The 11,905-nt window shown below is 59.2% G+C and carries 9 protein-coding genes, 2 tRNA genes and 1 pseudogene; 4 read left to right on the top strand and 8 right to left on the bottom strand.

Annotated features, from left to right (window positions below):
• The first annotated feature begins 13 nt into the window (after positions 1–13).
• A complete protein-coding gene (locus tag AC30D7_RS23320; protein ID WP_490135643.1) occupies positions 14–895 on the top strand; it encodes an EamA family transporter in 882 nt (293 codons plus the stop codon).
• Between the two features lie 205 nt (positions 896–1,100).
• Here the strand turns inward: AC30D7_RS23320 and AC30D7_RS23325 are convergent.
• The 3 genes from AC30D7_RS23325 to AC30D7_RS23335 form a co-directional block, all read right to left on the bottom strand.
• Positions 1,101–1,187 (bottom strand) — tRNA-Leu (locus AC30D7_RS23325).
• A 195-nt stretch (positions 1,188–1,382) separates the two neighbouring features.
• Positions 1,383–1,456, bottom strand: a tRNA-Cys gene (locus AC30D7_RS23330).
• Between the two features lie 241 nt (positions 1,457–1,697).
• Positions 1,698–2,600, bottom strand: coding sequence for a helix-turn-helix domain-containing protein (locus AC30D7_RS23335; RefSeq protein WP_490135644.1), 903 nt, complete (start codon positions 2,598–2,600; stop codon positions 1,698–1,700).
• A 302-nt stretch (positions 2,601–2,902) separates the two neighbouring features.
• Here AC30D7_RS23335 and AC30D7_RS23340 point away from each other — a divergent pair, with 302 nt between their 5' ends.
• Both AC30D7_RS23340 and AC30D7_RS23345 read left to right on the top strand, forming a co-directional pair.
• Positions 2,903–4,213 carry an ABC transporter substrate-binding protein gene (locus tag AC30D7_RS23340; protein ID WP_490135645.1) on the top strand — a complete coding sequence of 437 codons (1,311 nt, stop codon included), beginning with the start codon at positions 2,903–2,905 and terminating at the stop codon, positions 4,211–4,213.
• A gap of 165 nt (positions 4,214–4,378) precedes the next feature.
• Entirely contained in the window at positions 4,379–5,152 is a 774-nt protein-coding gene (locus AC30D7_RS23345) for an L-iditol 2-dehydrogenase (RefSeq protein WP_490135646.1), read from the top strand.
• Positions 5,153–5,182: 30 nt separating this feature from the next.
• Here the strand turns inward: AC30D7_RS23345 and AC30D7_RS23350 are convergent, their stop codons facing one another.
• The 5 genes and pseudogenes from AC30D7_RS23350 to nirB all read right to left on the bottom strand — a co-directional run bounded on the left by AC30D7_RS23350 (position 5,183) and on the right by nirB (position 10,346).
• Positions 5,183–6,046, bottom strand: coding sequence for a methyl-accepting chemotaxis protein (locus AC30D7_RS23350; RefSeq protein ID WP_490135652.1), 864 nt, complete (start codon positions 6,044–6,046; stop codon positions 5,183–5,185).
• Positions 6,041–6,796 (bottom strand): annotated as a pseudogene (locus AC30D7_RS23355) (MCP four helix bundle domain-containing protein); the annotation flags it as partial. The pseudogene AC30D7_RS23355 and the gene AC30D7_RS23350, both read right to left, overlap by 6 nt.
• 130 nt (positions 6,797–6,926) lie before the next feature.
• Positions 6,927–7,367, bottom strand: coding sequence for a CBS domain-containing protein (locus tag AC30D7_RS23360; RefSeq protein ID WP_105345881.1), 441 nt, complete (start codon positions 7,365–7,367; stop codon positions 6,927–6,929).
• Positions 7,368–7,398: 31 nt separating this feature from the next.
• Complete coding sequence (gene nirD / locus AC30D7_RS23365; RefSeq protein ID WP_490135647.1) at positions 7,399–7,785, bottom strand: nitrite reductase small subunit NirD; 387 nt, start codon at positions 7,783–7,785, stop codon at positions 7,399–7,401.
• Positions 7,785–10,346 carry a nitrite reductase large subunit NirB gene (gene nirB, locus AC30D7_RS23370; protein ID WP_490135648.1) on the bottom strand — a complete coding sequence of 854 codons (2,562 nt, stop codon included), beginning with the start codon at positions 10,344–10,346 and terminating at the stop codon, positions 7,785–7,787. Before nirB ends, nirD begins: the two co-directional genes overlap by 1 nt.
• A gap of 528 nt (positions 10,347–10,874) precedes the next feature.
• Here nirB and AC30D7_RS23375 point away from each other — a divergent pair.
• Positions 10,875–11,801, top strand: a complete 927-nt coding sequence (locus AC30D7_RS23375; RefSeq protein ID WP_490135649.1) for a bifunctional 5,10-methylenetetrahydrofolate dehydrogenase/5,10-methenyltetrahydrofolate cyclohydrolase — start codon at positions 10,875–10,877, stop codon at positions 11,799–11,801.
• The last annotated feature ends 104 nt before the right edge of the window (positions 11,802–11,905 follow it).

Raw genomic sequence — 11,905 nt, forward strand, 5'->3', positions numbered from 1 at the left:
GAGAAGATTGACCATGCAGAAGAAACATCTTGTACTCGCCGTGTTGGTGACGGCTGTCTGGGGATTGAATTTTCCCGTAACCAAACTCGGACTTGCCGACATTGACCCGCTGCTGTTGACAGCGTTGCGCTTCGCGCTGGCTGCTTTGCCATGGGTATTTTTCGTGGAACGCCCACGCGTTGCCGTCCGGTGGCTGGCGGCCTACGGCCTGATTTTTGGCGTAGCCATGTGGGCCTTGATCAACCAGGGAATCGCTTGGGGGGTGCCGCCCGGTACCGCGTCGCTACTGATCCAATTCAGCGCATTCTTCACGCTGGGCTGGGGCGTACTCTTTTTCGGGGAACGCCTGGGACAGGCTCAACTGGTTGCAACCCTGCTGGCAGCCTTCGGATTGGGCGGAATTGTTTTATGCAGTCCGGGAAACGCGTCGAAGGCTGGTTTTGCACTCGTCATTGGCAGTGCAATGGCATGGAGCCTCGGTAACGTTGTCATCAAAGTATCCAAAGTCCGCGAGATCTTCGCATTCGTAGTATGGGCCAGCCTGTTTCCTCCCCTCCCGCTTTTGCTCATGACGTGGCTGTTGCATGGTTCCGCCCCCTTCATCGCCCTACCTTCGCAACTCGACGCAATGACGCTGTTTTCAATCGCCTTTCAGGTCTACGCAGCAACCCACTTCAGTTACTGGGGCTGGAACCTTCTGTTGCGTGAATATCCAGTGTCACGTGTGGCGCCATTGTCGCTGTTGATTCCGGTGTTTGGCATCTTCAGCTCAATGATCATCCTTGGCCAACACCCAAGCGCCTCTGATTGGCTATTGATCTTGTTGGTCTTACTGGCGATCGCCATAGGTTCGAGGCATATACAGGTGTTTCTATTCCGCCCTCGTGCGCGCTGACTACTGGACCAGCATGAAACGTTGAGGGTACGAGGATAAGGGACGGCGGGACAGCGGACAGGGTCGTACATCCAAATACGAAAGGGCGTGAAGGTAACCCCGACGAAGTGACTGAAGGTCGCGAATTGCGGAGCAGAGGTAGATTTTTGCGGTGCAAAGAAATAAGGGCTTGTATGAGAAACCTCATGCAAGCCCTTGATATTCATGGTGCCCGAAGCCGGAATCGAACCGGCACGCCCTTACGAGCGGGGGATTTTAAGTCCCATGCGTCTACCAGTTTCGCCATTCGGGCGGTAGCGCGGTAAAGCAGTCTGGAGACTGACCAGTTTCGACCTGGCAGTTCTGACGCTTGTGCAACAGAGGGGGAAATATATACATCCCGCCCCGGTGAAGCAAGTTCGCAAATCCCCTTTTCAAGACTAAATCTTGCAGGACTGCGGAAATAAAAAAACTCCGTAGATCATGGATCTACGGAGCTCGTTTAAAGTGGAGGCCGAAGTCGGAATCGAACCGGCGTAGGTGGATTTGCAATCCACTGCATAACCATTTTGCTATTCGGCCTCAAACATCTGATGCTCAGTACCGCAACACCAAACGTGTAAACTCGCATCTGGAAACAAGATTCTAATCTAGCTTCCAACCCTTTGAAATCTAAGGGGTTTTCGTGCTCCTGAATCAGGAATGGACGCAATTCTGGACTGGTTCGAAAGGCATGTCAAGAACTGGAAGAAAATAATTCCAGATGCGCTGACGCCAATACCCGGTTGCTTTCGAGACTAACACTTCAACGCCACACAAAGCGCTATCCACCGCAAGATGCGTGCTGCAACCGCTGCCGATACTCACTGGGTGTCTCATGCATTTCATGGCGGAAGTGCCGATTGAAATTCGACAAGTTGGCGTACCCCACTTCAAAACAGATATCGGCAACGCTGAAACTGCTTTGTGCCAGCAAACGACAGGCACGCTGGACTCGCAGTTTGCGCGTCAGGTCGACGAAGGTATGGCCGGTGGCGCGCTTGAAGAATTTGGAGAAAGCCGGCTCGTTCATGTCCAGGCGCCGGGCGATGACGGACATGCGCAGCTCCTCGGCAAGGTCGTTCAGGATGTAGTCGAAGACAATGCTCATGCGCTGGGCCGTCAGTGCGTCGAGCATGGGCGCGTATTGCAGGCTGGCAAGCGTCTGTCTCTCGCTGTCCGGGGCCGATGCCAGCAGTTGCAGCAACGACAGGAACAGGCACAACCGCTGCAAGCCTTGGCACTGGCCGATCTCTTCCAGCAGTCGGGCCGCTTTCTGGCGGGTATTGCCATGAAACTCGATGCCCTGCGCCGCCAGGCGAAACAGGTTTTGCAACTCGCTGAGTTCGGGGAACTTGTCGCGCAGTTGCATCAGCATCTGGCCATCGAACTGCAATACGACGTCACGGCCGGTGATCACCTCCCCTTTGCCCAGATCGCTGATCCAGTCATGAGGCAGGCCAGGGCCGATAAGGGCGACATGGCCGGCCTCGAATACGCCGATGTAGTCACCGGCCAACAGCCGACCGCTGCCTTCGCGAATCAGGTGGATCTCGAACTCCGGATGATGGTTCCAGCGCGCCAGGTCGAAAGGATAGTCGTGTTCATACCAACGAAAGCTGTGCTGGGGCTCGTTGAGAATGACTTCAAGCGCGGGCGGCTTGTCTGCGGTTGCGTGATGGTTCATCACCCTGGCGATTCCGTTTCTGTTGGTTTTATCAAAGTACCGCGAAGCCTGGGACGAGTCGAAGTCTCGCTCCCATGAGACTCGCACTAACGACGCCTGATGCCTAGCGCCCTGCAAGACCGCCACTGATGCTTTTTTTCCATGTATCCGGTTAAAAAAGTATCAGTAACGCGTATGCCGTTCATTTGTTTGACGCTCGGGTAGCTGCAATCCTGCGCTCACCCCGTTGCGGCTATGACTCGCGCCAAGGGTTACAACAACAATAAAGCTTCTGCCGCCCAAGGCGCAGAGCGGAGAACACGATGAAGATCATTCCGAAAGCGCTTTTTCTGTCCGCCGGCCTGTCCTCTACCCTGCTCTGCCAGGCTGGCGAAACGGTGACCATCGCCACCGTGAACAACAGCGACATGATCCGCATGCAGCGACTGTCCAAGACATTTGAACAACTGCACCCAGACGTGAAGCTCAACTGGGTGGTGCTCGAAGAAAACGTGTTGCGCCAGCGCCTGACCACCGACATTGCGACCCAGGGCGGTCAATTCGACGTGCTCACCATCGGCACTTACGAAACACCTTTATGGGGGGCCAAGCATTGGCTTGAACCGATAAAAGATCTGCCCGCCAGCTATGACCTCAACGATATTTTTCCTTCGGTTCGCCAGGGTTTATCGGTCAACGACACGCTCTATGCCCTGCCGTTCTATGGCGAAAGCACCGTCACCTATTACCGAACCGACCTGTTTAAGAACGCCGGCCTGAGCATGCCCGAGCACCCGACCTGGACGCAGCTCGGTGAGTTCGCCGGCAAACTGCATCAGCCGGATAAAGAACAGTACGGCATGTGCCTGCGCGGCAAGGCTGGTTGGGGTGAGAACATGGCGTTGCTGACAACCATGTCCAATGCCTTTGGCGCGCGCTGGTTCGACGAGCAGTGGCAGCCGCAACTCACCGGGCCGCAATGGACCGCCGCCGCCAACTTCTACGTCAACACCCTCAAGCAGTACGGTCCGCCGGGTGTGTCGAGCAATGGCTTCAACGAGACGCTGGCTCTGTTCAACAGCGGCAAATGCGCAATCTGGGTCGATGCCAGCGTTGCCGGCTCCTTCATCACCGACAAAACCCAAAGCAAGGTGGCTGACGATGTTGGTTTCGTCGCCGCGCCCACAGAAATCACCGACAAGGGCTCCTCCTGGCTCTACGCCTGGTCGCTGGCCATCCCGGCGACGTCCAAACACAAGGAAGCGGCCAAAGCCTTTGTGACCTGGGCTACCTCCAGGGAATACATCCAACTGGTCGCCGAGACGGATGGCATCAGCAACGTACCGCCGGGCACCCGTATGTCGACCTACAGTGACGCCTATTTGCAGGCGGCGCCCTTCGCCAGTGTCACGCTGAAAATGATGCAGAACGCCGACCCGGCGCACCCTTCGGCTCAGCCGGTGCCTTACGTCGGCATCCAGTACGTGACCATTCCCGAATTCCAGGCGATTGGTACGTCGGTTGGCAAGCTGATGTCCGCGGCGCTCACCGGGCAGATGCCGGTGGAACAGGCCCTGGCCTCCGCGCAGCAAAGCACCGAGCGCGAGATGAAGCGCGCCGGTTATCCCAAGTAGTAGTCCGCGTGGGAGCGGGCTTGCTCACGAAGGCAGTGCGTCAGGCAGCATCAATGTTGAATGCTCCGGCCTCTTCGCGGGCAACCCCGCTCCCACAGGGTTCTCCGCAGACTTGCAATGCCCTCAACGAGGGCGTCTTTATAGCTCTTACGAATGGATGGAAAAATGAAACGTCTAGAAGGAAAAAGTGCCCTGATTACCGGATCCGCCAGAGGGATTGGCAGAACCTTCGCGCAAGCCTATATCCGCGAAGGCGCTACGGTCGCAATCGCCGACATCAATCTTGAACGCGCGCAAGCCACCGCGACAGCGTTGGGGCCCAACGCTTATGCAGTCGAGATGGACGTGACCGATCAGCAATCCATCGACGCAGCCCTCACCACAGTGATTGCCACCGCTGGCAAGCTCGACATTCTGATCAACAATGCGGCGCTGTTTGATTTAGCACCGATTACAGAGATTTCTCGCGACAGCTACGAACGGCTTTTCTCGATCAACGTTTCCGGCACCCTGTTCACGCTACAGGCCGCAGCCAAGCAGATGATCCGCCAGGGTCACGGCGGCAAGATCATCAATATGGCCAGCCAGGCCGGTCGGCGCGGTGAAGCGCTGGTCGCGGTGTATTGCGCGACCAAGGCGGCGGTAATCAGCCTCACGCAATCGGCCGGTCTCAACCTCATTCCCCATCGCATCAACGTGAATGCCATCGCGCCGGGAGTGGTGGACGGTGAGCACTGGGACGGCGTCGATGCGCTGTTTGCCCGCTATGAAAACCGGCCGCTCGGGGAAAAGAAAAAACTGGCGGGACAGGAAGTGCCGTATGGACGCATGGGCACGGCGGATGACCTTGTCGGCATGGCGATCTTCCTGGCATCGGCCGAAAGCGATTACATCGTGGCGCAGACCTATAACGTCGATGGCGGCAACTGGATGAGCTGACTGGCCCCGGTAACAGGGCCAGCCAATGCCTCAAAGGCGAAACCGATCCACCGACTGCGAGAGCTGTCCGGCCAGGCTGGACAGTTCATCGGTGGTCGAGGCGGTCTGGTTGATCACCTTGCTATTGCCTTCGGACATGCCGGCAATCATTTCCACCTGGTGCGCGATTTCGTTGCTGGCCAGGCTCTGCTCACCGATTGTGCGGCTGATGTCATTGACCAGCTCCGTGGTGTTGAGCGTGGCCTGGAGGATTTCGCGGATGGCGCGCTCGACGTCGGCAGTCACCGCCATGCCCTTGTCGACCTGCGCGACGCCCGCCTCCATGCTGCTGACCGCCTCGCGGGTGCTTTGCTGGATGCGCGCGACCATGGCGGCGATTTCCTGGGTGGAGGCGCTGGTGCGGCCCGCCAGACTACGCACTTCATCGGCGACGACGGCGAAACCACGGCCCTGCTCACCGGCACGGGCGGCCTCGATGGCGGCGTTAAGCGCCAACAGGTTGGTTTGATCGGCGATGCCCTTGATCACCTGAATGATGCTGAAAATCCCCTCGGACTCCTTGTCCAGGGTGCGGATCACCTGGGCCGACTGCTGCGCCGAACGGGCAATCCCGTCCATGTCGCTGACCACTTGATGAATCACCCGACCGCCGTCCTTGGCCAGCTCTTCGGCCTGGTTGGCCATGTTCAGCGCACGCTCGGCATGCCGGGTAATTTCTTCGATGCTCGCCGTCATTTCGCTGGCCGCCGCGGCCATGGTGCTGGCGGCAACGCTTTGCTGCTGGCTGCTGCCCGCGACCTGATGGCAGCCGCTGCTCAACTGCTGGCTCATGCCGCTTACGCCGTGGGCGTTGCTGCGAACCACTTCGATCATGCCGCGCAGGTCACGCTGCATGGTCGCCAGGCTGCGAATCAAGGTGCTGGCTTCGTCCTTGCGGGTGGGCTCGACGATAGGCTCGCTCAGGTTGCCATGGGCGATGCTGTCGGCAATCCGGCTGGCGATCTGCAACGGCCCCATGATGCTCAGGATGACCGAGCGTCCCAGGGCGAGCAGCAGCAACAAGCTGGCAATGAGTACGGCGCCGAGGGTGAAGTTGGCACTGCTGATGGTTTGCCGAGTGCCCGCGCTGGTCTGTTGAGTGTTGGTTTCGATCAGCTCACTGAGGGTGGCCATCTGGTCTTCCAGTTGGCTGAACGCGTTATTGAACGTACCCAGTTGCTGTTGTGCGGAATCCGGATTATCCAGAGCCAGCCCGACAATGCGCTCGGCGGCACTGATGTACGTATCGAGGCTTGGCTTGATCTTGTCCAGCGCGGCCTTGAGGGTGTCGTTGACCGGCAGCTTGAGGTTGTCACCAAGCATCTCGCGAAAATGCGCGGCATGCTCATTGAGTGAACTGCGCACCTCGGCCTTGCTGCTGGGGCTCTTGCCCAACCCTACCAGCATCGCCGACAGCACATCGGCGCGCAGTGCATCGTGCATCATGTCGGCTTCGAGGTGGTTGCGCAGCGCGGTCATACTGACCTCGTTGTCACTCACCGCTTCAGCCATCCGTGTATTGCCCACATAGCTGACCAGACTCAAGATCAGGGCGGTGAGCAAGCCAGTGCCTATCAGCAAAATCAAACGTAATTTTATGGACACTCGATGGTTCCCCTGTCAGCAGGTGCGTGGTCGGCTAATTGCCTACTGTTGGGGTTATCGACTGTTCCAACCGGTTACTTAGACTTATTTCCACGCAAGCCGATTTTTGCGACCTACGGTATGCGCGGGCTCAATGCCCGCGAATGTAGTGCTCAAGTTGCCGTATCAAATCGGCCTGCTCGACGATGGCTTCCTTGACCAGATCGCCGATCGACAGCAGCCCGATCAATTCGCCGCCCTCCAGCACCGGCAGATGGCGCAAATGACTGTCGGTCATGACCTCCATGCAGCGCTCGATGCTCTGCAAACTGTCGGCAGTCACCACCGGCGCGCTCATGATCTCGCGCACCGGCGTGCCGACCGAAGAACGCCCCTGTAGCACCACCTTGCGCGCATAGTCGCGCTCGCTGATGACGCCGACCACCTGCCCTGCTTCGATCACGGGCAGCGCGCCGACGTTCTTCTCGGCCATCATTTTCAGGGCGTCGAGCACCATTTGATCCGGTGCGATGCTGTGCACCTGCTGGTTTTGCACGATCTTCAGTTTCAGCAACTGTGCGGCTGTTTTCATCAACGTTCTCCGATGCGGTTCAGGGCGACGGTCAAGCCGCCGCGACTTCCACGACGCCAGCGTTCAGACGCACCGGCCACACTCGCAGACGCTGTTCCGGATACTCCAGGCAACTGCCGTCTTCAAGACGAAAATGCTGCTTGTAGATCGGCGAAGCCACCACCAGATCGCCCTTGAGGCTGCCGATCAATCCACGGCCAATCACGTTCGCGCCAGATTGCGGATCATGGTTGTCGATGGCGTAAAGGGTGCGACCTTCGGCCTGCGGCAGGTAGAACAGCGCGACCTGGGCACCGTCGAGCCAGACGACGACGCCGGAATTGCTGACCAGATCCTGCTGGCTGCACACCGCCTGCCAGGCCTGGGCATTGGCCGCGGTGGCAAGGACATCGACACGCTGGGTAGTGGACTGGCTCATCAGGCATTCTCCTCGGTGACAGGGATAAGGTTGAGTTCGGCGGCCATGATCGGCCGGCGCTGACCGCGTTCCTGGACAAAATGGATGTCCGGGTCCGGGCGTTTATCGTTGACGAAGGTGCGGAAGCGCTTGAGTTTTTCCGGATCCTTGAGGGCATTGGCCCATTCGCATTCATAGCGATTGACCACCAGTTGCATCTGCGACTCAAGTTCCGCACCAAGTCCCAGGCTGTCGTTGATGATCACGTCCTTGAGGTAATCCAGGCCGCCCTCCAGGCTTTCGCGCCAGACCGAGGTGCGCTGCAATTTATCGGCGGTGCGGATGTAGAACATCAAAAAGCGGTCGATGTAACGGATCAGGGTTGCATCGTCCAGGTCGGTGGCGAACAGCTCGGCATGGCGTGGGCGCATGCCGCCGTTGCCGGCCACATAGAGGTTCCAGCCGTTCTCGGTGGCGATCACGCCGACATCCTTGCTCTGCGCCTCGGCACATTCACGAGTGCAGCCAGAAACCGCGAACTTGAGCTTGTGCGGCGAGCGCAGGCCTTTGTAGCGATCTTCGAGGGTCAGGGCCATTTTCACGCTGTCCTGCACGCCGTAACGGCACCAGGTGCTGCCCACGCAAGACTTCACGGTGCGGGTCGACTTGCCGTAGGCGTGCCCGGTTTCGAAACCGGCCTCGATCAGCTCGGACCAAATGTCCGGCAACTGATGCAACTGCGCGCCGAACAGGTCGATCCGCTGGCCGCCGGTGATCTTGGTGTAGAGGTCGTATTTCTTCGCCACCACGCCGATCGCGATCAGTTTGTCGGCGGTGATCTCACCGCCAGCAATGCGCGGCACGACCGAATAGGTGCCGTTTTTCTGCATGTTGGCCATGAAGGTATCGTTGGTGTCCTGCAACGGCACCAGCGAGGCGTCCATGATTGGCTGGTTCCAGCATGAGGCGAGGATCGAGCCCACTGCCGGTTTGCACACGTCGCAACCGGTGTGTCCACGGCCATGCTTGGCCAGCAGTTCTTCGAAAGTGATCACCCCTTCTACCCGCACCAGCGCATAAAGCTCCTGGCGGGTGTAGGCGAAGTGTTCGCACAGGCTTTTGTCGACACTGACGCCACGGGCAATCAGTTCATGCTCGAACACTTGCTTGAGCAGCCCCGCGCAACCGCCGCAACCGGTGCACGCCTTGGTCTGCGACTTGAGCAGGCCCAGGTCGGTGCAGCCGCCATCAATGGCCGAGCAGATCGAGCCCTTGGTGACGTTATGGCACGAGCACACCGTTGCCGACTCGGGCAACGCGCCCGGGCCCAGGGTTGGCGCGCCGGTGGAGGACGGCAGAATCAGGCTGGCCGGTTCCGACGGCAAGGCAATGCCGTTCTGCATGTATTGCAGCAAGGTGTCGTAATAGCTGTTGTCGCCGACCAACACTGCGCCAAGTACACGCTTGCTGTCGGCATCCACCACCAGGCGGCGATAGCTGGCCGTCGCTTCATCGATGAACTGATAACTGCGCGCGCCCGGTGTCTGCGCATGGGCATCGCCGATGGAGCCGACGTCAACACCGAGCAGTTTGAGCTTGGTCGACATGTCGGCGCCCTGGAACGGCTCGGCGGCTTGATTGCACAGCAGCGACGCGACGCCACGGGCCATCTGGTAACCGGGGGCGACCAGGCCGAAGAGGCTGCCATTCCAGGCGGCACACTCGCCGATGGCGTAGATGTGCGGATCGCTGGTCAGGCACTGGTCGTCGATCACCACGCCGCCGCGAGGACCAATGTCCAGTGCGCATTGGCGGGCCAATGCATCTTGCGCACGGATGCCGGCGGAGAACACGATCAGGTCGGCTTCAAGAAATTCGTCGTTGGCAAAATTCATCCGGTAGCGGTACTGCTCGCCGGCACTGATCGACTGCGTGCCACGGGACAGGTGCACACCCACACCGAGCCGCTCGATTTGCGCCTTCAGCGCCAGACCGCCCTGCTCGTCCAGCTGCACCGGCATCAGGCGCGGGGCGAATTCCACCACATGGGCTTCCAGGCCCAGGCTTTTCAGGGCGTTGGCGGCCTCCAGACCGAGCAGGCCACCGCCGACCACCACGCCACGCCGGGCATTGGCCGCCGCAGCACGAATCGCGTCGAGGTCTTCAAGAGTGCGATATACCAGGCGCGAGTCGCCTTCGGCACCTTCAATAGGTGGCACGAAAGGATAAGAGCCGGTGGCCAGAACCAGTTTGTCGTAGGCGACGCAACCTTGCGCGGTAATCACCTGGCGCCGGGCGCGGTCGATTTCCAGCACCGGCACACCCAAATGCAGGGTGACGCCCGGCGTTTGATACAGGGAGGCTTCGCCCAGGGCCAGCGATTCGGCATCGCGACCGCCGAAATACTCGGACAGATGCACACGATCGTAGGCACGCATCGGCTCTTCGCTGAAGACATGCAGGCGGTAGTGGTCGAGGGCGCCGCGCTCGATGAGCTGCTCGACACAATGATGTCCGACCATGCCATTGCCGATCACGATCAGCGTTTGCAGTTTGTTCAATGCGGCAACATTGGAATTCATAGTAAGCACCCAGCCAAAGCCAATCACGGATAAAAAAGCAAAAAAAAACGCCTGAAACCTCTCGGTTTCAGGCGTCTTTGCCTGTTCTTCGCGGTGTTCGACCTGGCGCCTTCGCCTGATCCACCGATGTTGCCCACGACCTGCTCGGCCGGTCGATCTTCGTTGATCGACGGGGCGGCCCACTGCGTGGACCTTTGAACGATGTAATGCAGCGATTGTGCCAGTTGCAGCTCGAGCGGTTTTAAACGCCATTTCAGTGAGGGTTTATCGGGGGTTAACGTGATTTCCCTTCAGGGTGATCGAGGCTCGGGATGATTCGGTTTTTGCCTTGGCATAGTGCAGACCATGCGCGACGGGCTTCATAAAAGTGCGTTTGCGTGTCTGATCTTCCGGTGTTGCGGTGGTATTGGCCTGCCCTCACCTGATAGCCTGAGCACCCTTGCCTGCATGTCTCTGATGGATCATCGGCGCGCGAAGACGCCGCGATGATCACTTCACCCCCATTCAATCAAGACAACGGTGACTCTCTTGATCAGCAGCACCCCTGCATTTGCCCGCGATATCGACGGCAAAGCCATTTCTGCCAAGGTCCTCGACGAGGTCCGGGAAGAGGTTCTGGCCCTGGCCCATCAGCAGATTTATCCCGCCCTGGCGGTCCTGTTGGTCGGCGACGACCCGGCCAGCCACGTGTATGTGCGCAATAAACTGCTGCGCGCCAAGGAAGTTGGTATCCGCTCCCTTGAATACCGCCTGCCGGAATCCGCCAGCCAGGCCCAGGTACTGGAACTGATTGCACAACTCAATGCCGATCCCACGGTGAACGGCATCCTGGTGCAACTGCCCTTGCCGGCTTCTATCGATGAGCAGGCAGTGATTCATGCCATCGACCCGATCAAGGACGTGGACGGTTTTCACCGGGAAAACGTCGGCGGACTGGTGCAAGGCTTCGAGGTTCTGACCCCGTGCACGCCCAGCGGCTGCATGCGCCTGTTGCACGAAACCTGCGGTGATGACTTGAGTGGTTTGCACGCGGTGGTCATCGGCCGGTCGAACATCGTCGGAAAACCGATGGCGACCTTGCTGTTGCAGGCTAACTGCTCGGTCAGCGTGGTGCATTCGCGCAGCGTCGATGCCCCGGCATTGTGCCGGTTGGCGGATATCGTGGTCGCGGCGGTGGGCCGGCCAGCGTTGATCGATGCCAGTTGGCTCAAGCCCGGCGCGGTGGTGATCGATGTTGGCATCAACCGCATCACCAGCGAGTTCGGCAACCGTCTGGTGGGCGATGTCGACTACGCCAGCGCCCGCACCGTCGCCAGCGCGATCACCCCGGTGCCCGGTGGCGTCGGGCCGATGACCATTGCCTATCTGTTGAAGAACACCTTGATCGCCAGCCGGTTGCAACGCGCGGCACAGGCTCGCGGGCAGCAGCCCGAAGACGACCTGGCGTTGAACTGAGCATTGATCTGACCCAAAAATCAGGATTGATGTCCAACTTTTGGGGGCAGATCAACCTGTGGAGCGAGGCTTGCCCGCGAAGCTTTTGGCGTACTTGAGAACGC

The sequence above is a fragment of the Pseudomonas sp. DF5 genome (assembly GCF_058148225.1).

Coding starts and splice junctions, on each gene's coding strand:
- AC30D7_RS23360 (WP_105345881.1), bottom strand. CDS start 7,367: ATGAAAACAGCCGCACAGTTGCTGAAACTGAAGATCGTGCAAAACCAG.
- AC30D7_RS23340 (WP_490135645.1), top strand. CDS start 2,903: ATGAAGATCATTCCGAAAGCGCTTTTTCTGTCCGCCGGCCTGTCCTCT.
- AC30D7_RS23350 (WP_490135652.1), bottom strand. CDS start 6,046: ATGCAGCGTGACCTGCGCGGCATGATCGAAGTGGTTCGCAGCAACGCC.
- nirB (WP_490135648.1), bottom strand. CDS start 10,346: ATGAATTCCAATGTTGCCGCATTGAACAAACTGCAAACGCTGATCGTG.
- nirD (WP_490135647.1), bottom strand. CDS start 7,785: ATGAGCCAGTCCACTACCCAGCGTGTCGATGTCCTTGCCACCGCGGCC.
- AC30D7_RS23320 (WP_490135643.1), top strand. CDS start 14: ATGCAGAAGAAACATCTTGTACTCGCCGTGTTGGTGACGGCTGTCTGG.
- AC30D7_RS23345 (WP_490135646.1), top strand. CDS start 4,379: ATGAAACGTCTAGAAGGAAAAAGTGCCCTGATTACCGGATCCGCCAGA.
- AC30D7_RS23335 (WP_490135644.1), bottom strand. CDS start 2,600: ATGAACCATCACGCAACCGCAGACAAGCCGCCCGCGCTTGAAGTCATT.